General features: G+C 73.3%; 16 protein-coding genes. 7 read left to right on the forward strand and 9 right to left on the reverse strand.

The annotated features are described in order from the left end of the window. Positions 1–24 precede the first annotated feature (24 nt). Entirely contained in the window at positions 25–480 is a 456-nt protein-coding gene (locus tag ACFWWU_RS16700; RefSeq protein WP_384145304.1) for a VOC family protein, read from the reverse strand. Between the two features lie 121 nt (positions 481–601). Between ACFWWU_RS16700 and ACFWWU_RS16705 the strand changes: the two genes are divergently transcribed. The 5 genes from ACFWWU_RS16705 (at position 602) to pepN (ending at position 9,812) form a co-directional block, all read left to right on the forward strand. After that, positions 602–1,153 (forward strand): CGNR zinc finger domain-containing protein, encoded by a 552-nt coding sequence (locus ACFWWU_RS16705; RefSeq protein WP_384145307.1) that lies wholly within the window; start codon positions 602–604, stop codon positions 1,151–1,153. A 194-nt stretch (positions 1,154–1,347) separates the two neighbouring features. Continuing rightward, positions 1,348–4,668 carry a S8 family serine peptidase gene (locus tag ACFWWU_RS16710; protein ID WP_384145310.1) on the forward strand — a complete coding sequence of 1,107 codons (3,321 nt, stop codon included), beginning with the start codon at positions 1,348–1,350 and terminating at the stop codon, positions 4,666–4,668. Between the two features lie 179 nt (positions 4,669–4,847). Continuing rightward, entirely contained in the window at positions 4,848–5,864 is a 1,017-nt protein-coding gene (locus ACFWWU_RS16715; RefSeq protein WP_384145313.1) for an aspartate-semialdehyde dehydrogenase, read from the forward strand. A gap of 86 nt (positions 5,865–5,950) precedes the next feature. Continuing rightward, entirely contained in the window at positions 5,951–7,183 is a 1,233-nt protein-coding gene (locus ACFWWU_RS16720) for a TerD family protein (protein ID WP_384145316.1), read from the forward strand. Positions 7,184–7,235: 52 nt separating this feature from the next. After that, the gene (gene pepN, locus ACFWWU_RS16725; RefSeq protein WP_384145319.1) at positions 7,236–9,812 is read left to right on the forward strand and encodes an aminopeptidase N; all 2,577 of its coding nucleotides are present in this window, start codon (positions 7,236–7,238) and stop codon (positions 9,810–9,812) included. Positions 9,813–9,890: 78 nt separating this feature from the next. Here the strand turns inward: pepN and ACFWWU_RS16730 are convergent, their stop codons facing one another. From ACFWWU_RS16730 to ACFWWU_RS16750, 5 genes are all read right to left on the reverse strand, one after another. After that, positions 9,891–11,684: an FG-GAP-like repeat-containing protein gene (locus ACFWWU_RS16730; protein ID WP_384145322.1), complete on the reverse strand. Its 1,794-nt coding sequence runs from the start codon at positions 11,682–11,684 to the stop codon at positions 9,891–9,893. A gap of 205 nt (positions 11,685–11,889) precedes the next feature. Further along, positions 11,890–13,014, reverse strand: coding sequence for an allantoicase (alc, locus tag ACFWWU_RS16735; RefSeq protein WP_384145325.1), 1,125 nt, complete (start codon positions 13,012–13,014; stop codon positions 11,890–11,892). An 83-nt stretch (positions 13,015–13,097) separates the two neighbouring features. Further along, a complete protein-coding gene (locus tag ACFWWU_RS16740) occupies positions 13,098–14,024 on the reverse strand; it encodes a LysR family transcriptional regulator (RefSeq protein WP_384145328.1) in 927 nt (308 codons plus the stop codon). A gap of 33 nt (positions 14,025–14,057) precedes the next feature. After that, positions 14,058–15,041 carry a DMT family transporter gene (locus ACFWWU_RS16745; RefSeq protein WP_384145331.1) on the reverse strand — a complete coding sequence of 328 codons (984 nt, stop codon included), beginning with the start codon at positions 15,039–15,041 and terminating at the stop codon, positions 14,058–14,060. A 5-nt stretch (positions 15,042–15,046) separates the two neighbouring features. After that, positions 15,047–15,997, reverse strand: a complete 951-nt coding sequence (locus ACFWWU_RS16750; protein ID WP_384145334.1) for an EamA family transporter — start codon at positions 15,995–15,997, stop codon at positions 15,047–15,049. 135 nt (positions 15,998–16,132) lie between these two features. On the opposite strand from ACFWWU_RS16750, the gene ACFWWU_RS16755 reads away from it, so the two are divergent. Beyond that, the gene (locus ACFWWU_RS16755) at positions 16,133–16,639 is read left to right on the forward strand and encodes a MarR family transcriptional regulator (protein ID WP_329623430.1); all 507 of its coding nucleotides are present in this window, start codon (positions 16,133–16,135) and stop codon (positions 16,637–16,639) included. 124 nt (positions 16,640–16,763) lie between these two features. On the opposite strand, the gene ACFWWU_RS16760 is transcribed toward ACFWWU_RS16755, so the two are convergent. Genes ACFWWU_RS16760 through ACFWWU_RS16770 form a run of 3 tightly spaced genes read right to left on the reverse strand, consistent with a single transcriptional unit; the run spans position 16,764 to position 19,313 of the window. Continuing rightward, the gene (locus tag ACFWWU_RS16760) at positions 16,764–16,991 is read right to left on the reverse strand and encodes a hypothetical protein (protein WP_121831297.1); all 228 of its coding nucleotides are present in this window, start codon (positions 16,989–16,991) and stop codon (positions 16,764–16,766) included. Between the two features lie 20 nt (positions 16,992–17,011). Continuing rightward, entirely contained in the window at positions 17,012–19,111 is a 2,100-nt protein-coding gene (gene malQ / locus ACFWWU_RS16765) for a 4-alpha-glucanotransferase (RefSeq protein WP_384145338.1), read from the reverse strand. A 1-nt stretch (position 19,112) separates the two neighbouring features. Continuing rightward, on the reverse strand, positions 19,113–19,313 hold the full coding sequence (locus ACFWWU_RS16770; RefSeq protein WP_384145914.1) for a hypothetical protein: 201 nt from the start codon (positions 19,311–19,313) through the stop codon (positions 19,113–19,115). A gap of 248 nt (positions 19,314–19,561) precedes the next feature. Here ACFWWU_RS16770 and ACFWWU_RS16775 point away from each other — a divergent pair, with 248 nt between their 5' ends. Next, the gene (locus tag ACFWWU_RS16775; protein ID WP_384145340.1) at positions 19,562–22,801 is read left to right on the forward strand and encodes a beta-N-acetylglucosaminidase domain-containing protein; all 3,240 of its coding nucleotides are present in this window, start codon (positions 19,562–19,564) and stop codon (positions 22,799–22,801) included. Positions 22,802–22,885: the final 84 nt, after the last annotated feature.

The following is a 22,885-nucleotide window of genomic DNA, read 5'->3' on the forward strand; positions in this document are numbered from 1 at the left end:
GGAGATGGGCGCGACCGGGTCCGGCTAGAAGAAGCCGCAGGTGGGGGCCGTGCCCGCGGGGGCTTCGGTGGATTCCGCGCCCTTCGGGACCGAGATCTCCAGGCGGGTGCCGTCCGGGTCGTGGAAGAAGATGCCGCCGGATGCCGCGCCCTCGCGGTGGGCGACGACGCCCTCGTACGCGAAGGAGGCGCCGCGCGCGATGAGCGCGGCCTCGGCTGCCCGGACGTGCTCGATGGACTCGGCCTCGAAGGCGAGGTGGTGCAGGCCGGGCCGGGCGGAGTCGTACGCGCCCTCGGACTGCTGCCAGAGGGTGAGGACCAGGCGGCCGTCCTGGCCGAGGAAGGCGTACCGGCTCCCCTCCTCCTTGCCCTCGCCGAGGACGTCGAAGCCGAGGACGTCGCCGTAGAAGGCGAGCGAGCGCGCCAGGTCGGTGACGTTGAGGCCGACGTGATGGGTGGCGAGTGTGCCGATCGCGGACATGGCTGTCCCTCCGTCGCAGTGGCCGCCCCGCTTGGGCTAACCTCTTAACTTGAGATTAGAGGTTAGGTGCGGAAGGCGTCAACCGCTCACGTACCCTTGAGGGGTTAGCTCATCGAGGAGGATGTCCGCCATGACCGCCACCGACCCGCGGCCGCTCACCGGCGAGCCCGTCTCCCTCGACCTGCTCAACACCCGCTGGAACGCGGAGGGCGTCCGCCAGGACCTGCTCACCGACGTCGAGGGGCTCGGCGTCTGGCTCGCCGCCAACGGCCTGGAGGGCCGCTTCGCCGCCGACGCCGGCACCCTGCGCCGCACCCTCGCCGCCCGGGACGCGCTCACCGCGCTCGTCGACACCCCCGGCGACCCCGCCGCCACCGCCCGCGTCGACGCCGTCCTCGGCCACGGCCGCATCCGGGCCACCCTCACCACCGAAGGCCCCGGCGAGGAGGCCGAGTTCGCCGACCCCTCCTGGGGGCCCGGCTGGACCGCCGCCCGCGACTACCTCGACCTGCTGCGCACCGCGCCCGACCGCATCCGGGCCTGCGCCCACGAGGCGTGCATCCTGCACTTCTTCGACACCTCGCGGAACGGCACCCGCCGCTGGTGCTCGATGTCCATCTGCGGCAACCGGGCCAAGGCCTCGCGCCACTACGCCCGCACGAAGGAGAGCTGACCCACCAGGACCGTGAACTCGCCCCGGTTCGCACCTTTTTCTCCCCTGTGGCGCATCGGGAGCGCTGGCGGGTTTACGCCGCGGCGGAAACCCGGCCCGGGGTAACTCTCCACAAACCCCTGTCGTTTACGAAAGGCTGAGCGGTCATCCGGCACCGAAATCCGGACTCTCTCCTTTCACAAACAGGGATGTAAATGACCACCCCCGAAACTCGGAGCTCCATACCCGGCAGCTCGACGCCCGGGCACAGACGCGCGGCCCGCATCGCCGCCGCCGCCGGCCTGGTCGCCGCGCTCGTCGCGACCGGCGCCGCGCCCGTGCTCGCCACCGAGGCCCCGGTGACCACTCCCCCGGTGAAGTCCTCGAACCCGGCCGACAAGCTCGGCGCCATCGACGCCCAGCGCCTCACCGAGGCCCAGGCGGGCGGCGAGAAGAACGTCACCGTCCTCGTCGCCACCGCCCCCGGCGCCACCGAGCAGGTCGCGGGCCAGCTCGACGCCGTCCCCGGCGCCTCCGTCGGCAAGCAGCAGGACGCGCTCGGCTACGTCCGCGCGACGCTGCCGACCGCGAAGGCCGAGGCCGCCATCAAGGCCGCCACCAAGCTCTCCTCCGTGCAGTCGATCGACCTCCAGGCCGAGATCCCCCTGGACGACCCGACCCCGGACGCGGGCGCTGCCACGGGCGCCGTCGACGGCACCACCGTCACGACGACGTACCCGGCCCCGGGCAAGAACACCCCGGCGAAGAACCCGTACAACCCGTCGCACGAGATCGGCGCGGTCGAGTTCGTCAAGGACCACCCGAAGGCCGACGGTCGCGGCGTGACCATCGGCATCCTGGACTCCGGCGTCGACCTCGGTCACCCGGCCCTCCAGAAGACCACCACCGGCGAGCGCAAGATCGTCGACTGGGTCACGGCCACCGACCCGATCACCGAGGGCGACGCCACCTGGCGTCTGCAGAACGCCCCGGTCGCGGGCCCGGTCTTCACCGCCGCCACGCAGAGCTGGAAGGCGCCCGAGGGCTCCTACCAGTTCAGCCGCTTCACCGAGTCGGTCACCGCGGGCGGCGACCCGGCCGGTGACATCAACCGCGACGGCGACACCACCGACGTCTTCGGCATGCTGTACGACCCGGCCGCCGGCACCGTCCGCGTGGACACCGACCAGAACAACGACTTCACGGACAACGCGCCGATGAAGCCGTACAAGGACGGGTACCAGACCGGCTACTTCGGTACCGACAACCCGGCCACCGAGGTCGTCGAGAAGACGCCGTTCGTCGTCGAGATCCGCAAGGACGTCGCGATGGACCCGCTCGGCGGCAGCTGGGTCGGCCAGAAGCGTGACTTCGTCAACGTCGGTCTCGTCGAGTCCTCGCACGGCACGCACGTCGCCGGCATCACCGCCGCCAACAGCCTCTTCGGCGGCAGGATGAACGGCGCGGCCCCCGGTGCGAAGATCGTCTCCTCGCGCGCCTGCACCTGGACCGGCGGCTGCACCAACACCGCCCTCACCGAGGGCATGACGGACCTCGTCGTCAACCGCGGTGTCGACATCGTCAACATGTCGATCGGCGGCCTGCCGCAGCAGAACGACGGCGACAACGTCCGCTCGCGCCTCTACACCCGCCTGATCGACACGTACGGCGTCCAGCTGGTCATCTCGGCCGGCAACTCGGGCCCCGGCATCAACACGATCGGCGACCCGTCGCTGGCCGACAAGGTCATCTCGGTCGGCGCGGCCGTCTCCAAGGAGACCTGGGCCGCCAACTACGGCTCGGCCGTCGAGAAGAAGTACGCCATGTTCCCCTTCTCCTCGCGCGGCCCGCGTGAGGACGGCGGCTTCACCCCGACCATCACCGCCCCCGGCTCGTCCGTGAACACCATCCCGACCTGGCTGGCCGGCGCCGGTGTCCCCGAGTCCGGCTACGCGCTGCCCGCCGGTTACGGCATGCTCAACGGCACCTCGATGTCCTCGCCGCAGGCGGCGGGCGCGAGCGCGCTGCTGCTGTCGGCCGCGAAGCAGCGGGGCATCGCGCTCTCGCCGCTGACCCTGCGCACCGCCCTCACCTCGACCGCGCAGCGGATCCCCGGTGTCGCCGCGCACGAGCAGGGCTCGGGCCTCATGGACATCGAGGAGGCCTGGGACTCGATCAAGGACGGCGCCACGGCGCACGACTACAAGGTCGAGGCCCCGGTCGACACCGCGATCTTCCCGGCCCCGCACACCGGCACCGGTGTGTACGACCGTGAGGGCGGCCTCAAGGTCGGCCAGAAGCGCGTCTACGACGTCACGATCACGCGCACGAGCGGCCCGGACCGGTCGATCGAGCACGAGCTCGACCTCAAGTACAACGACGGCACCTTCCGCATCCTCGGCGACGACGAGATCGACCTGCCGCTGAACAAGCCGGTCACCGTCAAGCTCCAGGCCCGTGCCGCCACCGCCGGCGCGCACAGCGTCATCCTGGAGGCCGACGACGAGCGCACCGAGGGCGTCGACAAGCAGATCCTCGCCACCTCGATCGTCGCGAGCGACCTGGTCGCCCCGGGCTACGGCTTCTCCGCCTCCGGCTCGGTGCAGCGCAACAGCACCAAGCACTACTTCGTCACCGTGCCCGAGGGCGCCAAGACGCTGGAGCTCTCGCTGGCCGGTCTGAAGGCGAAGAGCCAGACCCGGTTCATCGCGATCCACCCGTACGGCGTGCCGGTCGACCCGACCGCCACCACGGGCTGCTACCCGCACTACAACCCGGCGAACACCTGCCGCCCGGACCTGCGGTCCTACGCGAACCCGACGCCCGGCGTCTGGGAGATCGAGGTCGAGTCCCGCCGTACGTCGCCGGACCTGGACAACCCGTACACCCTGGGTGTCTCCGTCCTCGGCGCCGACTTCGACCCGGCCGTCCAGACGGTCGCCGAGGCGAAGATCGGCACCCCGGCCCCGGTCCAGTGGACGGTCGCGAACCGCTTCGCGGGCCTCGAGGGCAAGCTCAAGGGCGGCTCGCTCGGCTCGCAGAAGAGCGAGACGCCGACCATCCAGCACCACGAGCAGCAGACGAAGACCGTCACCATCGGTGAGGGTGTGGAGCGGCTCGACATCGCCATCGGCAACACCTCCGACAAGGCCTCCGACCTCGACCTCACCGTTCTCCTGAACGGCAAGCAGGTCGGCCAGTCGGCGGACGGCGACTCGGAGGAGTCCGTCTCCTTCGTGAAGCCGGCCGCGGGCACGTACACCGTCGTCGTCGACGGCTACGCGGTCCACGCCGAGGGCGGCACCACGTACGACTACAAGGACGTGTACTTCTCGTCCGCGCTCGGCACCGTCCAGGTCGACGCCTCGAAGTCGTACCCCCTGGCCAACGGCGCGTCCGCCCAGGTGGCGGCCGAGGTCCTGGTCGCCGGTGCGGCTCCCGAGGGCCGTCAGTTCTTCGGCGAGGTCCAGCTGGTCAACGCCCGCGGCACCGTCGCGGGCAGCGGCAGCGTCCTGATCGGCGCCGTCACCCCGTAGTACCCCGCAGCACCCCGTACGTGAAGGGGCGGGCGCCGGAACCGGTGCCCGCCCCTTTCGCGTCCCGACACTCGTCCCGACACGCGTCCCGTCCCTTGGACAATGGATTGGACAAGGCGCCCCGGGACATACGCATCATGGACCGGCAGCACCCTGCACATACGTACGGAGGAGTCCCCGTGAAGGTCGGAATCGTCGGAGCCACCGGTCAGGTCGGCACAGTCATGCGCAGCATCCTGGCCGAGCGGAAGTTCCCCCTCGACGAGCTGCGGCTCTTCGCGTCCGCCCGCTCCGCCGGCACCGTCGTCGACGGCGTCACGGTCGAGGACGCCTCCACCGCCGACTACACCGGCCTGGACATCGTCCTCTTCTCCGCCGGTGGCGCCACCTCCAAGGCCCTCGCCGAGAAGGTCGCCTCCCAGGGCGCCGTCGTGATCGACAACTCCTCCGCCTGGCGTCGCGACCCCGAGGTCCCGCTGGTCGTCTCCGAGGTCAACGCGCACGCGATCAAGGACCGCCCCAAGGGCATCATCGCCAACCCGAACTGCACCACGATGGCCGCCATGCCGGTCCTCAAGCCCCTCCACCAGGAGGCGGGCCTGACCGCGCTGATCGCCACCACCTACCAGGCCGTCTCCGGCTCGGGCGTGGCCGGTGTCGCCGAGCTGCGCACGCAGGCGTGTGCCGTGGCCGAGACCGCCGACCAGCTGGCGTTCGACGGCGAGGCCGTCGAGTTCCCCGCGCCCGCCGTCTACCAGCGCCCGATCGCCTTCAACGTGGTCCCGCTCGCCGGTTCGATCGTCGACGACGGCTCCTTCGAGACCGACGAGGAGCAGAAGCTCCGCCACGAGTCCCGCAAGATCCTGGAGATCCCGGAGCTCAAGGTCTCCGGCACCTGCGTGCGCGTCCCGGTCTTCTCCGGCCACTCGCTCCAGGTCAACGTCCGCTTCGACCGCCCGATCAGCGTCGAGCGCGCCTACGAGCTGCTCAAGGACGCCGACGGCGTCGAGCTCTCCGAGATCCCGACCCCGCTCCAGGCGGCCGGCAAGGACGCCTCGTACGTCGGCCGCATCCGCGTCGACGAGACGGTCGAGAACGGCCTCGCGCTGTTCCTCTCCAACGACAACCTGCGCAAGGGCGCCGCGCTGAACGCGGTGCAGATCGCGGAGCTCGTCGCGGCCGAACTCAAGGGCTAGCCGGACCGGTCCGTACGGCCCTGAGGGGCGGCCTCCCGTTGCGGGGAGCCGCCCCTCAGGCGTACCGGCCGTGCCACAGTTCCCTCATGACCCAGACACCCAGGGGAGCCGACATCGCGGTGCCCCCGCAGGTCCTCCACGTCGCCGCCAGCTGGCGGACCGGGCACGGGGTGCCCGACGTGGACGTCTCGGCGCTGCTCCTGGCGTCCGGGGCACGGGTCCGGGGCGATGCGGATCTGGTCTTCTACAACCGGACCGAGCACCCGTCGGGCGCCGTGCGGCACCTGGGGAGGTCGGCCCCGGGCGCGCCCGGCAGCCCGGCGGCGGACTGGCTGTGGCTGGACCTCACGCGCGTGGAGCCGGAGGTGGCGCGTCTTGTGGTCGTGGCCTCCGCCGACGGCGGCTACCTCGGGCAGGTGCCCGGGCTCGACGTGCGGGTCACGGACGCGGCCGGGGCCACCGTGGCGTACCGCGCGATCGGGGACGCGACGACGGAGACGGCCTTCGTCTTCGGGGAGTTCCACCGGGAGGGCGGCGGCTGGCGCTTCCGTCCGGTCGACCAGGGGTACGCCACCGGGCTCGCCGGGCTCGCGACGGACTTCGGCATCGTGGTGGAGCCCCCGCCGCCCCCGATCCCGGGCCCCGGCTACGTACCGCCGCCGTCCACGCCGGCAGCCGGTCCGGCGCCCTCTCGGGCGCCCTCTCCGACGCTCTCTCGGGCGCCCTCTCCGTCACCCGCTCCGGCAGCGGATCCGTACGGCGGGGAGTTCCGGCCCGCCACCTATCAGGGGCGCGGCAAGGAGACCGTGCGCTGCGATCCCGGGCTGCCGCCGGGCCGCTGGGTGCTCCTGGAGATCGAGTCGTACCACTCCCTCTCCACCACCATCGAGTCCTGCGACGCGCAGGGCCGCGCCGAGGAGTATCTGCTCGCGGCGTACGAGGACGACGTCCGGGCGCGTACGGTCGCCCTCGTCCCGCGTGCCCGGCCGCTGACCCTTCGGGTGGAGGCCGACGCGCCCTGGACGCTGCGGGTGCTGCCGCTCTCCCACGCCCGCCGCTTCGACAGCCACATCGAGGGGCTCGCACACGATCTGGTGGTCTACGACGGGCCGTCCGGGGTCCTCGACTTCCTGCACGGCGGCGTGTCCCGCTTCACCGTGCACCGGCACTCTCCGCCGCAGGACCCGCTCTACGACGACGAGGAACAGGACCTGCTGGTCAACGAGGTCGGCGAGGTGCGGGCGAGCGCTGCCGTGCCGGGGCCCGGGCTGTTGCGCATCAGTGGTGACGGGCCGTGGAAATGTGCGGTGCGCCGCTGAGGCACCGCGTGGAAGGATGGGCCAAACGTCACGAAACCGAGGAGTTGACCGGGTGCCTGGCACAAACCTGACCCGTGAAGAGGCCAAGCGGCGGGCGGCGCTGCTGACCGTGGACGCGTACGAGGTCGAACTGGACCTCACCGGTGCGCAGGAGGGCGGCACCTACCGGTCCGTCACCACCGTCCGCTTCGATTCCGCCGAGGCCGGCGCCGAGACCTTCATCGATCTCGTCGCCCCCGCCGTCCACGAGGTCGTGCTCAACGGCCACCCGCTGGAGATCGGCGCGGTCTTCCGGGACTCCCGGATCGCCCTGCGTCATCTGGCGGCCGGCCGCAACGAGCTCAAGGTCGTCGCCGACTGCGCGTACACCAACACCGGTGAGGGCCTGCACCGCTTCGTCGACCCGGTCGACGACCAGGCCTATCTGTACACCCAGTTCGAGGTGCCGGACGCGCGTCGGGTCTTCGCCTCGTTCGAGCAGCCCGACCTGAAGGCGACCTTCCAGTTCACCGTGAAGGCCCCGACGGGCTGGAAGGTGATCTCCAACTCGCCGACGCCGGAGACGCCGAAGGATGACGTGTGGGTCTTCGAGCCCACCCCCCGGATCTCCACGTACATCACGGCGCTGATCGTCGGCCCGTACCACTCGGTGCACTCCTCGTACGAGAAGGACGGGCAGAGCGTCCCGCTCGGCATCTACTGCCGTCCGTCGCTCGCCGAGTTCCTCGACGCCGACCACATCTTCGACGTCACGCGGCAGGGCTTCGACTGGTTCCAGGAGAAGTTCGCGTACGACTACCCGTTCGCCAAGTACGACCAGCTCTTCGTGCCGGAGTTCAACGCGGGCGCGATGGAGAACGCGGGCGCGGTCACCATCCGCGACCAGTACGTCTTCCGCTCGAAGGTGACGGACGCGGCGTACGAGCGCCGGGCCGAGACGATCCTGCACGAGCTCGCCCACATGTGGTTCGGCGACCTCGTCACCATGGAGTGGTGGAACGACCTCTGGCTGAACGAGTCGTTCGCCACGTACACCTCGGTCGCCTGCCAGGCGTCGGTGCCCGGCACCCGCTGGCCGAACGCCTGGACGACCTTCGCCAACGCGGAGAAGACCTGGGCCTACCGCCAGGACCAGCTCCCGTCGACGCACCCGATCATGGCGGAGATCAACGACCTGGAGGACGTGCTCGTCAACTTCGACGGGATCACGTACGCCAAGGGCGCCAGCGTCCTGAAGCAGCTCGTCGCCTACGTCGGCCAGGACGAGTTCTTCAAGGGCGTGCAGGCCTACTTCCAGGCGCACGCCTTCGGGAACACCCGCCTGTCCGACCTGCTGGGCGCGCTGGAGGAGACCTCCGGCCGTGACCTCAAGACCTGGTCGAAGGCGTGGCTGGAGACGGCCGGCATCAACATCCTGCGCCCGGAGATCGAGACCGACGAGAACGGCGCCATCACCGCCTTCGCCGTCAAGCAGGAGGCCCCGGCGCTGCCCGCCGGCGCCAAGGGCCAGGCCGTCCTGCGTCCGCACCGGATCGCCATCGGCTTCTACGACCTCGACGCGAGCGGCAAGCTGGTCCGCACCGACCGCCTCGAACTCGACATCGAGGCCGCCGAGCTGACCGCCGTTCCGCAGCTCGTGGGCAAGATCCGCCCGGCGGTCGTCCTCCTCAACGACGACGACCTGTCGTACGCGAAGGTCCGCCTCGACGAGGTGTCCCTCACCAACGTCACGGCGCACCTCGGCGACTTCGCCGAGTCGCTGCCGCGCGCCCTGTGCTGGGCGTCCGCCTGGGACATGACCCGCGACGGCGAGCTGGCCACCCGCGACTACCTGGAGCTCGTGCTCTCCGGCGTCGCCAAGGAGTCCGACATCGGCGTGGTCCAGTCGCTCCAGGGCCAGGTCAAGGCGGCTCTTGAGCTGTACGCGGCGCCGGAGTGGCGGGCCGAGGGCCTGGCGCGCTGGGGCACCTTCGCCCAGGAGCAGCTGCGGGCCGCCAAGGGCGGCAGCGACCACCAGCTGGCGTGGGCACGGGCCTTCGCGGCGACCGCCCGTACGGACGCCGAGCTCGACGTGCTCGCCGGGCTGCTCGACGGCGGTGTGGTGATCGAGGGCCTGGCCGTCGACACCGAGCTGCGCTGGGCGTTCGTGCAGCGGCTCGCGGCCACCGGCCGCTTCGACGAGGCGGAGATCGCCGCCGAGCTGGAGCGCGACCGCACGGCGGCGGGCGAGCGACACGCGGCGACCGCGCGCGCGGCCCGTCCGACGGAGGCCGCGAAGGCGGAGGCCTGGGCCTCGGTCGTCGAGGACGACAAGCTGGCGAACGCCGTGCAGGAGTCGGTCATCGCCGGCTTCGTCCAGTCCGACCAGCGCGAGCTGCTCGCCCCGTACACGGCGAAGTACTTCGCGTCGATCAAGGGCATCTCGGAGACCCGCAGCCACGAGATCATCCAGCAGATCGTGGTGGGCCTCTACCCGACGCTCCAGGTCTCGCAGGCGACCCTGGACGCGACGGACGCGTGGATCGCGGAGCACGAACCGGCCCCGGCGCTGCGGCGTCTGGTGACGGAGTGCCGCGCGGGCGTCGAGCGTGCCCTGAAGGCGCAGGCGGCGGACGCGGCCGCCGCCTGACGGCGGTGGTGGTGACGTGAGAGGAAGGGCCCCCGGACCGATGACGGTCCGGGGGCCCTTCCTCTGTGCCCGGCGGGATCAGCCCAGGGAGTCGATCCACTGCCAGCCGCCGGTGCCGACGGTCGCGGCGGGCGCGAAGCCGGTGGGCGTGCCCTGCAGGAACTCCAGGTTCTCGGCGGTGCCCGCGGTACGGGTCGACCACAGGTCGGGGGCCTTGTCGCCGTTCGCGTCGCCGGCCGACAGCAGGAGGCGGCGGTCGGCGACGGCCGCCGTGCCGGCGCCGCCGAGGACGGTCGGGGAGGTGCCGAGGTGTCGGGTTCCCTGGCTCGGGTACTGCGCGATCTCGCCGGTCGCGCGGTCCCGGGCCCACACGTCGGCCTTCTTGTCGCCGTCGACGTCGCCGGGCGTCAGTACGTCGTGGCCGGCCCACTCCTCGTACCCGATCCGGACGGCGGCCTTGGGCGCGAAGGTGGGCTGCCCGGCCGTGGGCTCGCCGCCGCGGTGCAGCCACAGGCCGGTGCCGCTGCGGACGAGGACGTCGGGCAGGCCGTCGCCGTCGACATCGCCCGCCGCGAGCGGCGTGAGACCGCTCCAGCCGGTGGGCCGGCCGCCCATGGCGACGCGCGGGCCGAGCTCGCCGCCGCCGGTGTTGGGGTAGACCCACAGGTCGTTTCCGATGCGGGCGAGCACGTCCGGGTAGCCGTCGCCGGTCCAGTCGCCGCGGTGGCTGACGACGGCGCCGGCCCAGCCGCCAGTGCCGATCAGGCGCTGGGAGCCGAGGACGCCGTTGCCCGTGCCCGGGTACAGCCGCAGATCGCCGTCGTCCTTCACCGCGAGGAGGTCGGGGCGGCCGTCGCCGGTGAGGTCCGTGTCGGCGCCGGAGCCCAGGCGGGCGGCGGCGCGGAGCAGCTTGTGGTCGGAGAGCGGCTTGGCGCCGGGCGACTCGGGTTCGAACGCGTCGGCCCGCACGGTGTGGAAGTCGCGCGCGGTGAGGAAGACGTGGTCGAACTTCCTGCCGCTCGCGACGGTCGGCTCACCGGTGTGGCAGGAGGTGGCGCCGCTGGTGCGGCACGTCTCGGTGAAGAACTCCGGGTCGTTCTCGTCGGCCTCGACGAACGGTCCGGTGCCGGGCGGGCCGGTGCGGATCGGGTTCAGGGCGGGGTCGTAGGCCGGTTCCGTGCCCGCGTTGAGGTCGGTGCCGAGGATCACCGGGACTCCGGCGGCCCAGGTGTCGATGTGCGCCATCGCCTGCGCGGAGCCGTTGTCCGGCTTGATGTACTGGGCGAGATGGGTGGTGCAGGCGAGCGTGGTGCGGCCGTCGACCGGGCCGCGCGCGCAGAGCACCGAGCGGGCCTCCTCGTTCGTCGGCACGGTCAGGTTCGCCGCGTACCGCTCCACGGCCGGGGCCTTGACGAAGACGCCGAGGCCGAACCGGGTGTCGGTCGGGGACCACTTGGCGCAGTCGGAGTCGGTCGTGGTGGAGGTCCACACGCCGCTGTAGCCGGGGAGGGCGCCGCGCAGGGCGGCCCACTGGCCGAAGCACAGCTCCTGGAGCATGAGGGCGTCCGTGTCCCAGGCCAGGGTCTGGTCACGGAGTTCGGCCGTCCAGGCGGTCAGGTCGAGGTCGCTCTGGCAGGTGTGCGCGCCGCAGACGTTGTACGTGATCGTGCGGACGGGCGGCGCGGTGGCCGGGTCGACGACGTCCTCGGCGAAGGCCGGGGCCGTGAGGCCGGAGAGCAGCGCCGCGGCGAGGGCGAGCGCGGCCGCGAGCCGGGCGGCGCCTCGTCTCGCTGTCGATCTCGCTGTCGATCTCGCCGTCGATCTCGCCGTCGATCTCGCCGTCGATCTCGCGGTCGATCGGAATCGTTTCATCGGTCCCCCAGGTGGTCGGTGGTCGCGCACAGCCGGATGATCTTCGCAGGCGTTCGACGCAACGACGAAGGGGCACCCTCCCCCACGGAGGTGCCCCTTCGCCGCGTCTGGAGTCCGCCCGGCGGGCGGGCGTCGGCGCGCGGCCGCGCCGCCGGGCGGAAGCTGTGGCGGACCTGCGGGTCTGCCCGACGCGGTCAGCCGCCGGTCAGCCGCCGAGCGCCGCGTACCGGGCGCGCAGGTCGGACGCGCCCTGCTCCGTCAGCGTGCCGTGGAGCCGCATCCGGGCGACGCCGCCGTCGGGGAAGGCATCGAGGCGGACGTGGGTGACGACGGCCTGGGCCGGGAGCTTGAAGCGGTGCAGGGTGTCGGGCTGGAGGCGGGTCCGGGGGATGATCTCGAACCACTCGCCCGTCTCCCCGTTCCGTCCCTGGAGCGCGATCCAGCCGGCCGAGTTGCCCTTGAGGTAGGCGGTGTCGATCTCGACGGCGCGGACGGCGCCCTGGGCGGCGAGCCGGAAGCGGACCCAGTCGTTGGTGCCGCGGACCCGGCGGCGGCGGTTCTCCCAGCCGTCGTCCATCTTGCGCGAGGTGCCGGGCAGGATGATCTGGGTCGGCGAGGAGTAGAACCTGTCCGAGGCGTCCTCGTACGAGCCGCCGTTGAGTACGGAGATCAGGTCGAGGGTGCCGAGGAGCTCCAGCCACTCGGGGTCGGGCACGACCTCGCCGTGGACGCGGAGGCGGGCGATGCCGCCGTCCGGGTGCTGGCAGAGACGCAGGTGGGTGTAGCGGCGCTCGGCGTCGATCGCGAAGCCGTTGGCGGCGTGGCCGCGCACGGGGGTCGGCGGGACGAGCTCCTCCCACTTCGCGTCGGCGAGGTCGGCGGGGCTGGGCGAGTTCTCGACGGCGGTGGCCTGGATCGAGACGCGCTGCGGGTAGTTGCCGCGGAAGTGGGCGGTGTCGACGACGATGCCGCGGATCACGCCGGGGGCGCCGAGGCGGACGATCGCCCAGTCGTGGTCCTCGGGCGCGGGGAAGACGTTGTCGGCGTCGGCGCCGCGGCGTCGGCGGGTCTCCCAGCCGTCCATGATCTTGCCCTTGTGGCCGAAGTGCTCCGGGTCGAAGACGGCCCGCTCGCGGACGAGGAGGTTCTCGCGCTCGGCGAAGAACTCGTCGTTGGCGGCCACGACCCCGGCGCCGAGACGGCGGTCGGCGAGGTCGACGAGGTCGGTGAAGGGGAAGTCACCGGAGCGGTAGTCGGCGTACGGGTCGCCGCCGGAGTAGGGCGCGGCGTCGTTGGCGTGCGGGTCGGCGGTCTCGTCGAAGCTGCTCATGCCTCGACTCTCCCGCGCCCGTTCCCAGCGGTCCATCGAATGTTTTCGATGGGCATATTCAGCTTTGCTGAACGATGGCGGGGTCAGTTCTGCTGAACGGTTTCGCGGGCCGCGGCGGCCTGCCGGAGCGCGGCGAGCACGCGGGCCACCGCCGGGCCCTCCTCCGCCCCGCGCCGTACCGCCGCGACGACGTGGCGGCGCGGCTGGTCGGCGGAGAGGACGCGCATGACGACCCCGGCGCCGCCCCGGCGGTCGGCGGAGGCCATCCGGGGTACGAGCGCGATGCCCATCCCGGCCTCGACCATGGCGAGGATGGCGGTCCAGCCGGAGGCGCTGTGGGCCTGCTCGGGGACGAAGCCGGCGGCCTCGCAGGCGGCGGTGGTGATCTCCGACCAGGGGCCGGAGCCGCCGAAGATCCACGGCTCGGCGGCGAGGTCGGCGAGGCGGAGACCGGGCGCGTCGGCGAGCGGGTGCCCTGCGGGCAGGGCGACGTCGAGGGGGTCGGCGAGGAGGGGCACCCGGCTGAACTTGGGGTCGCGCACCGAGGGCGCGTGCGCGGCGAGGGAGAGCGCCAGGTCGACCTCGCCGGCCGTGAGCAGCTCGTACGCCTCCGCCGCCTCGGCCTCCCGGACGCGGATGTCGAGCCCGGGGTGGGCGGTCCGCAGCTGCCGGACGGCGGGGACGACGAGCGCGGGCACGGCCGTCGAGAAGGCCGCCACCCGCAACCGCCCCGCTTCTCCCCGCAGATACCCGTCGAGCTCGGCGTCGGCGCGCTCCAGCTGCGCGAAGACCACCTCCGCGTGCCGGAGCACCAGATGGGCGGCGTCGGTGAGCCGGACCCGGCGGCCCTGGGCCTCCAGGAGCCGCACCCCGAGCTGCTTGGCGAGGTTGGTGAGCTGCTGCGACACGGCCGAGGGGGTCATGAGCAGGGCCTCCGCGGTCGCGGTGACGGTGCCGCGGTCGCGCAGGGTGCGGAGGATCTGGAGCTTCTTGATGTCCCACTCGGTCATGGGGCGCAACCTACCGGGCGCACCGGAGTGCGTTCAGCGGCCCCGGGCCGAGGCCAGTGCCACTCCGCCGAGGATGAGCGCCATGCACGCGACGCCGAGGACGCCGAGCCGTTCGCCGAGGAGCGCGTACGACAGGAGGGCGACGCAGACGGGCTGAAGGTAGTAGACGACACCCGCGCGGGCCGCGCCGATGAGGGTGATCGCCTTGTTCCAGGCGAAGAAGGCGACGGCGGAGGAGAACACGCCGACGTACAGGAGGGGGCCGGCGGTCGCGGCGCCGACGGTGAACCCGCCCTGGACGGTGAGGGACACGGCGTACGCGGGGGCGAGCATCAGCGCGCCGAGCAGGAAGGTGGTGAAGAGGAAGGCGAGTCCGTCGATCTCGGCGGGCTTGCGCTTGAGCAGCGCGCTGTACGAGGCGAAGGACAGGGCCGCGGCGAACATCCAGAGGTCGCCCGCGGCGAAGTCGACGGCGAGCGAGCCCTTTCCGACGAGCAGGAGCACGCCCAGGGCGGCGGTCAGCATCCCGAGGACCCGGCGGGCGCCGAGGCGCTCGCCGCCGACGCGTGCGTAGACCGCCATGATCACCGGGGAGGCGGCCATGATCATGCCCATGTTGGAGGCGGAGGTGGTCAGTCCGGCCTGGTGCACGAGGGTGTTGTAGAGGGCGACGCCGAAGAGCGAGGCGACGGCGACGAAGCCGAGGTGTCGGCGGATCGTCCGCCACTGCCGCAGGATCGGGCGGGCGGCGAAGGGGGCGACGGCGATCAGCGCGATGATCCAGCGCCAGAAGACGGCCTGGACGGGCGGGACGGTGTCGGCCATGTCGCGGGTGGCGACGAAGCTGCCGGACCAGACGACGGTGGCGAGGAGGGCGAGGAGCACGCCGAGGCCGGCGCCCTTCGCGAGCTTCCTCGCGGGCGCCGGCCTCTCGGTGGCCATGCTGTCGGGGGTGGGGGCGTCGGGGGCGGTGGCGTCGGGGGCGGTGGTCGGGTGGCGTGCGGTGATCAGGCTCATGCCGGTTACCGTCGCACCCCCGAACCCTCCAGGTCCATCGAAAGTTCCTGACCAATCTTTTCAGTTGAACTGAACGATCCGACCGCCTCGGGCTTCTTCGGGGTACGGGGACCCATCTGGCCGACCAGGGTCGCCCCGAAGGCGATGGCCATGCCCAGCAGCTGAACCGGGCCGAGCGCCTGGCCGAGCGCCGCCCAGCCGATGATCGCCGCGGTGATCGGCGAGAGGGGGCCGAGGAGGGTGGCCGAGGAGGCACTGAGCCGCTCGATCCCGCGGAACCAGAGGAAGTACGAGATCGCGGTGTTGCCGAGGGCGAGGTAGGCGTACCCGGCCAGGTTGGTGCCGGTCAGGGCCGGCGGGGCGCCCTCGATCAGGAAGGCGACCGGCAGGATGATCAGGCCGCCCGCGGTGAGCTGCCAGCCGGTGAGCGCGAGGGCGCCGACGCCCTCGGGGCGGCCCCAGCGCTTGGTGAAGACGACGCCCGCCGACATGGAGAGGGCGGAGAGCAGCCCGGCCATCACACCGACCAGGTCGAGCGCTGCCCCGGCCTTGAGGACCACGAGGCTGACGCCGAAGGCGGCGGCGACGGCGGTGATCAGGGACTTCACGGTGGGCTTGTCGCCCAGGAAGAGTGCGGCGAGGCCGACGACGAAGAGCGGTCCGACCGAGCCGACGACGGCGGCGACGCCGCCGGGGAGCCGGTAGGCGGCGAGGAAGAGCAGCGGGAAGAAGGCGCCGATGTTGAGGGCCCCGAGGACGGCGGCCTTCCCCCACCAGGCACCCCGCGGGAGCTTGCGGGTGAGCGCCAGGAGCAGGAGTCCGGCGGGCAGGGCGCGCATCAGGCCGGTGAAGAGCGGCCGGTCGGGCGGCAGGAACTCGGTGGTGACGAAGTAGGTGGAGCCCCAGGAGATCGGGGCGAGGGCGGTCAGTGCGACGACGGCGGCCTTGCGGGACATGACGGTTCCCCCTGACGCGGAGCTCCGGTGCCGCGGGACACCGGACTGGCTTGGCGGTAATTAACTTACCACTAAGCTACTTACTTGCAAGCGTCTTAGTTGCCATCGAGGAGAAGAGAAGGGAACACTGGAGCCATGGACACGCAGACCCCCGCCCACGACGCCGTCGACGCCATCACCGACCAGTGGGCGGCCGTCCGCCCCGACCTGGACACCGTGCCGATGGCCGTCTTCGGACGGATCTACCGGCTGGCCAACGCCATGCGCGGCCGGGTGGACAAGGCGTACGCGCCCTACGGCATGGCGCTCGGGGAGTTCGACGTGCTGGCGACCCTGCGCAGGTCCGGGGAGCCGTACACGCTCTCACCGCGCGAGCTGACCGCCACGCTGATGATCACCACCGGCGGGATGACAGGCCGGCTGGACAAGCTGGAGAAGGCCGGGCTGCTCACCCGCAGCCCCGACCCGCACGACCGGCGCGGACTGCGGGTCACGCTCACCGAGCACGGCAAGGAGCTGGTCGACCAGGCCGTCGGCGCCGGGCTCGGGCAGCAGCGGGCGGCCCTGGAGTCGGCGCTCACCGAGGAGGAGGCGGAGCAGCTGGCCGGACTGCTGCGCAAGCTGCTCGCGACCACCGTGTAGACGGCGCTGCAGCCGTCGGCCTTGTGGACGGCGTTGCAGACGGCGTTCAGGCGTGAACGCACGCGAGGGCGCCGCACGGGTACGTCGGTACCGTGCGGCGCCCTCGGAGAGACGAGGTGGCGGGTTACGCCTTCTTGGACTTGTCGAGCACCATCACCAGGCCGGCGATGACCAGGAACAGCACCAGCGGGGCGGCCACGAACAGGCCGAGGGTCTCGACGACCTCCAGCTTGGGAGCCGGGTCGTCACCGTCGTCGCGGGTCAGCGCGAGCGCGGGGGACGACATGAGCAGCATCATCAGCGTCGTACCGGCCGCGACGGCGCCGGCGCGCAGGGCGTTCTTCTTGTCCACGGTGCAAACGTAGCGAACACCTAAACGGGCCGCGCGCCCGGGGGTACCGTACGGGCGCTCCCGGGGTCCGTACGGGTGTTCAGCTCGCGCAGCAGAGCATGGGCGCGGGGCGAGGCCACGAGGCGTTCCAGGGTGATCGGCTGCCCGTCGGGGCCCGCGACCGGCAGCCGCCAGTTGGGGTACTCGTCCCAGGTGCCCGGCAGGTTCTGCGGCCTCCGGTCCCCCACCGCGTCCGGCAGCCACACCCCCACCATGCGGGCCGGGGTGCTCAGCAGGAACCGGTGGACGGCCAGGATCTCGGCCTCCTCGTCCCCCGGCCCCTCCGGGAGCAGCCCGAGCCGCCGGAACAGCCCCAGCCACTCGGTGGTCTCGGCCGCGTCCGCCGCCCGGTCGCGCTCCGGGTCGCCGTCGACGAGCCCGAGCCGGTGCCGCAGGGCGACGTGGTCGCCGGAGAGCCGGGCGGCCGTCGGGGGCAGGTCGTGGGTGGTGGCGGTGGCCACGCACCCGGTGCGCCACTCCGCCGCCGGCACCGGGCGGCCCGTGCCCGCCCAGTCCCGCTCGAACCAGAGCACGGAGGTCCCGAACACCCCGTGCCGGGACAGCTCCTCCCGTACGCCCGGCTCGACCGTGCCGAGGTCCTCGCCGATGACGAGGGCCCCCGCGCGGTGGGCCTCCAGGGCGAGGACGGCGAGCATCGCCTCGGCGTCGTACCGGACGTACGTCCCTTCGGTGGGCTCGCTGCCCTCCGGGACCCACCAGAGCCGGAACAGGCCCATCACGTGATCGATGCGCAGGGCGCCCGCGTGGCGCAGGAGTTCACGCAGGAGGCCGCGGTACGGGGCGTAGCCCGCGGCGGCGAGGGCGTCGGGCCGCCACGGCGGCAGGCCCCAGTCCTGGCCCCGGGAGTTGAAGGCGTCGGGCGGGGCGCCGACCGACATGCCGGCGGCGAAGGCCTCCTGCTGGGCCCAGGCGTCCGAGCCCTCGGGGTGGACGCCGACGGCCAGGTCGTGGACGATCCCGACCTCCATCCCGGCCTCGCGGGCGGCCTCGGCGGCCTCGGCCAGCTGCCGGTCCGTCAGCCAGGCCAGCCGGCAGTGGAAGTCGACCCGGCCCGCGAGAGCGGGATCGGCGCGCACGACGCGCTCCGCCGAGCGCGGCTCGCGCAGCTCCTCGGGCCAGCCGCGCCAATGGGGACCGTGGCGCTCGGCGAGGGCCTGGTAGGTGGCGTGGTCCTCCAGGGCGCGGCCCCGCTCGGCGAGGAAGTCGTGGTAGTCGGCGCGCCGCCCCGGCCCGAGCTCCACGCTCCCGACCACGAGCTCCAGGGCTCGCCGTTTGACGTCCCACACCGCGTCGCGGTCGATCAGCGCGCCCTTGCCGAGGACCCGTTCGCGCAGTTCGGCCGCCTCCGCGAGGATCCGGTCGAGCTCCTCGCGCCGGCCGGGGTCCACGTACGCGTACTCGGGGACGGACTCGATCCGCAGGTGGACCGGGTCCGGGAAGCGGCGCGAGGAGGGGCGGTACGGGGAGGGGTCGCTCGGCGCCCCGGGCACGCCCGCGTGCAGCGGGTTGACCTGGACGAAGCCGGCGCCGTGCGTCCGGCCCGCCCAGGTGGCCAGCTCCCGCAGGTCCCCCAGGTCGCCCATGCCCCAGGAGCGTGTGGAGAGCAGCGAGTAGAGCTGGACGAGCAGCCCGTACGTGCGCCGCCCCGGGCCGGGCACGCGCGCGGGGCTCACGATCAGGGTGGCGGTGGCGGCGCGTCCGTCGGGGGCCTGCGCCTCGACGGTGTGGACGCCGAGGGGCAGCCGGTCCCAGTCCGGGCCGGTGAGGACCGCGCCCTCCTCGGTGGTGACCCGCAGCCGGGTGCCGGGCGGCAGGTCCGCCGGCGGGCGGACGGGCTCCTCGCCCCGCCGGCGGACCAGGGTGGGCGGCAGCAGGCGCTCCCGCTCCGCCCGTTCCGCCGCGTCGAAGGCGGCCGCGACCGCCTCCGGCGTGGTCGCGTCCACGCCCAGGGCGCCGAGGACGGCCACCACGGCGGCGTCCGGCACGGAGACGGTGACGCCCGCGGACGGGCTGTACTCGGTGGCGACGCCATGACGGGCGGCGAGACGGGCCAGGGTCACTTCACACTCCGGGGGACTCCGTGCCGCCCGCGCTGCCGCGGACGGTGGGTTCGCTGGTGAGGGGTGCCGCCTCGGTCAGGGGCGGCTCGCTGGTGAGGGGCGTCGTGTCGGGGAGCGGCGGTTCGCTGGTCAGCGGGGAGTCGGGGCCTTCCGACTGCTGAGGAATCCGTATCCGTCCGAGGTGGCGGGCGGTCGTGGTCACGGGGGTCTCCCGGTTTCGTCTCGACAGGTGGGACATGTGGGCAATAGCTGAGCCCTACCCACCGCACCTCGTTTTACCGGCGGAAAGTGGCGAAGTGGCGTCATCTCCGTGACGGCTCGCCGGGCAAAGCCGACACATCGGCCACGCGCATTGACACCCCAGTGCGACGGGTGGTGGGCTCGTGACCCACTCGTGACCGACCGGCAGAGCGGCCGACCGGGCCGCCGGCCGGGCCGAAGGGAGTTCCCGTGCACCTCGGGCGCAGGAAGCGCACGGCGACGGCGGTCGCCGCCGCCGTCATCGGCGGACTCCTCGGGGGCGCCTCCCCGGGCGCGGTCCACGCGGCTCCCGTTCCTCCTTCGGCCGGCGCCACGTCTCCTCCCCCGGCCTCCGCCGGGACAGCGGCCCCCACGCGCGCGCCCGCGACCGTCGGTGCCGCCACAACCGGTGCCGCGACGGCCGGTGGCGCCACAACCGGTGCCGCCACGGCCGGGACTCCCGCCGTCTGGCCCCGGCCCCAGTCGCTGACCGGCCGCGGACCCGCCGTACGCCTCGGGAGCGAGGTCACGCTGCTCGCGGACGCCGACGCCGATCCGTACGCCCTCACCGCCCTCCGGGAGCTGCTGACGGCCGCCGGGGTACGGACCGTCCACAGCGGACTCCCCGGCCGCGGCCCGGTGTTCCGGGTGGCGGGGCGCTCCGGCGACGGCTCCGCGGCCACCGAGGCGGCGCTGGCGGCGCTGCGCGTGCCCGAGCGGCTCGATCTGCCGCGCGGCGGCTACCGGCTCGCGACGGGGCGCTTCCAGGGGCGGGACACCGTCGTCCTGGACGGCGTCGGCGAGGACGGCCTCTTCCACGCCGTCCAGACGCTGCGTCAGCTCGTCGGCGCGGGCGGGGAGATCCCCGGCGTCGTCGTGCGCGACTGGCCGGGGACGGCCGAGCGCGGCCTCACCGAGGGCTTCTACGGCCGCCCCTGGAGCCTGGAGCAGCGTCTCGCCCAGGTCGACTTCCTGGGCCGCACCAAGCAGAACCGCTATCTGTACGCGCCCGGCGACGACCCGTACCGCCAGGCGCAGTGGCGCGAGCCCTATCCCGCCGCCCAGCAGGAGGAGTTCCGCGCGCTCGCCGAGCGGGCCCGGGCCAACCACGTGACGCTCGGCTGGGCCGTGGCCCCCGCCCAGTCCATGTGCCTGTCCTCCGGCGCCGACGTGGCGGCCCTGACGCGGAAGATCGACGCGATGCGGGCGCTCGGGGTGCGCTCCTTCCAGCTCCAGTTCCCGGACGCCGGCTACGGCGAGTGGCACTGCTCGAAGGACGCCGACGCCTTCGGGCGGGACGCCGAGGGCGCGGCCGCCGCCCACGCGCGCGTGGCGAACGCCGTCGCCCGTCACCTCGCCGAGCGGTACCCGGACGGCGAACCGCTGACGGTGCTGCCGACGGAGTACTACCAGGACGGGACGACCGCGTACCGCACGGAGCTCGCCGGGACGCTCGACGCGGACGTACGCGTCGCGTGGACGGGCGTCGGGGTCGTCCCGCGCACGATCACCGGCGGCGAACTGGCCGGGGCCCGGAAGGCGCTGGGCCACCGGCTGGTCACCATGGACAACTACCCGGTCAACGACTACGCGCAGGACCGGCTGTTCCTCGGCCCCTCCACGGGCCGGGACCCGGCCGTGGCGGCCGGTTCCGCCGCCTTCCTCGCCCACGCCATGGAACAGCCCGCCGCCTCCCGGGTCCCGCTCTTCACCGCCGCCGACTACGCCTGGAATCCGAAGGGCTACCGGCCGCAGGAGTCCTGGCGCGCCGCCGTCGACGACCTCGCGGGCCCGGACCCGGCCGCCCGCGAGGCGCTGCGGGCGCTCGCCGGGAACGACGCCTCCTCGATCCTCGACCCGAAGGGCGAGTCGGCCTATCTGAAGCCGCTCATGGCCGCCTTCTGGGCCTCGCGGACGAGCCCCGACAGCGCCGCCGGCACGGCCGCCAAGGGGAAGGCGGCGCGCGAACTGCGGGCCGCGTTCACCGTGATGCGGCAGGCCCCCGAGCGGCTCGCGGCCACCGCCGGCGGCACCCTGGACGACGAGACGGGGCCCTGGCTCGAACAGCTCTCGCGGTACGGCCTGGCGGGCGAGACGGCGGTCGACATGCTGCTCGCCCAGTCCCGCGGCGACGGCGCGGCGGCCTGGCAGGCGCAGCTGCGCCTCGAACCGCTGCGGGAGGCCCTGAAGGCGAGCCGGGTGACGGTCGGCGCGGGAGTCCTCGACCCGTTCCTCACGCGCGCGGTGACGGAGTCGGCGGCCTGGACCGGCGCCGACCGGACCTCGGCCGGCCGGGCCGACCGCGCCCCCGACTCGTACACCGTGCGGCTCGACCGGGCGCGGCCCGTGGAGGCCCTGACGGTGATGACCGCCCGTACGGACACGGGCACAGGCGCGGACACAGGCGCGGACAAGGGGAAGGGCACGGAACCGGGCGCACGCGCGGGCGCGGACGCGCGCGTGGAGGCGTACGTCCCCGGGGAGGGCTGGCGGGCGCTCGGCCCGCTGTCCGCCTCCGGCTGGACGCAGGCCGACCTGAAGGGCCTGCGCGCGGACGCGCTGCGGGTCGTCTGGAACGGCGAAGGGCCGGCGCCCGAGGTGCGCTCCCTGGTGCCGTGGTTCGCCGACGGACCGCGTGCCGGGCTCGAACTGGCCCGCACGGAGACGGACGCGGAGATCGGCGGCCCCGCGCAGCGGGTGGACGTGGAGCTGACGGGGCTGCGTGCGGGCGAGGTGCGCGGGCCGATGACGGCGAAGGCCCCGAAGGGGATCGCGGTCCGGCTCCCGAAGCAGGCCGTGGTGGAGCGGGGCACGCGGACGACCGTCCCCCTGGAGGTGTCGGTGGGCGCGGACGTGCCGGCCGGTTCGTACCGGGTGCCGGTGTCCTTCGCGGGCGAGGAGCGGGTCCTGACCGTGCGGGCCTTCCCGCGCACGGCGGGCCCGGACCTGGCGCGGGCGGCGACGGCCTCCTCCTCGGGCGACGAGACCCCGGACTTCCCCGCCTCCTCGGCGGTGGACGGCGACGCGGCGACCCGCTGGTCCTCCCCGGCGGAGGACGGCGCCTGGTGGCAGCTGGAGCTGGCCGAGCCCGCGCGGATAGGCCAGGTGGTGCTGCACTGGCAGGACGCCTACGCCTCCCGCTACCGCGTCCAGGTCTCGGCCGACGGCCGCGTCTGGCGCACGGCGGCGACCGTCTCGGAGGGGCGGGGCGGCCGGGAGTCGGTCCGCATGGACGCGGCGGACACGCGCTTCCTGCGGATACAGGGGGAGACGCGGGCGACCCCGTACGGCTACTCGCTCTGGTCGGTGGAGACGTATGCCGTGGCCGCGCAGGACCCGCCGAAGAAGCCCGCCGAGGAGGCGCCCGAGCGGCCGGAGGGGACACCCGAGCGGCCGGAGGGCACGCCCGGGGAGCAGGAGGGCACGCCCGGGGAGCAGGACACCCCCTGACGGGTGCCCCGTCCCCGTACGCGAACGGCCTCGCGTACACGCACGGCATCGCGTACACGCACGGCCCCCCGTACGCGAAAAGCC

Origin of the sequence: Streptomyces sp. NPDC058650 (assembly GCF_042717315.1) — a bacterium.
Classification (GTDB): domain Bacteria; phylum Actinomycetota; class Actinomycetes; order Streptomycetales; family Streptomycetaceae; genus Streptomyces.

What these genes read in the sequence shown, in the direction of transcription:
- ACFWWU_RS16700 (WP_384145304.1), bottom strand. Translation starts at nt 480, where the DNA reads ATGTCCGCGATCGGCACACTCGCCACCCATCACGTCGGCCTCAACGTC.
- ACFWWU_RS16705 (WP_384145307.1), top strand. Translation starts at nt 602, where the DNA reads ATGTCCGCCATGACCGCCACCGACCCGCGGCCGCTCACCGGCGAGCCC.
- ACFWWU_RS16710 (WP_384145310.1), top strand. Translation starts at nt 1,348, where the DNA reads ATGACCACCCCCGAAACTCGGAGCTCCATACCCGGCAGCTCGACGCCC.
- ACFWWU_RS16720 (WP_384145316.1), top strand. Translation starts at nt 5,951, where the DNA reads ATGACCCAGACACCCAGGGGAGCCGACATCGCGGTGCCCCCGCAGGTC.
- ACFWWU_RS16730 (WP_384145322.1), bottom strand. Translation starts at nt 11,684, where the DNA reads ATGAAACGATTCCGATCGACCGCGAGATCGACGGCGAGATCGACGGCG.
- alc (WP_384145325.1), bottom strand. Translation starts at nt 13,014, where the DNA reads ATGAGCAGCTTCGACGAGACCGCCGACCCGCACGCCAACGACGCCGCG.
- ACFWWU_RS16740 (WP_384145328.1), bottom strand. Translation starts at nt 14,024, where the DNA reads ATGACCGAGTGGGACATCAAGAAGCTCCAGATCCTCCGCACCCTGCGC.
- ACFWWU_RS16745 (WP_384145331.1), bottom strand. Translation starts at nt 15,041, where the DNA reads ATGAGCCTGATCACCGCACGCCACCCGACCACCGCCCCCGACGCCACC.
- ACFWWU_RS16750 (WP_384145334.1), bottom strand. Translation starts at nt 15,997, where the DNA reads ATGTCCCGCAAGGCCGCCGTCGTCGCACTGACCGCCCTCGCCCCGATC.
- ACFWWU_RS16755 (WP_329623430.1), top strand. Translation starts at nt 16,133, where the DNA reads ATGGACACGCAGACCCCCGCCCACGACGCCGTCGACGCCATCACCGAC.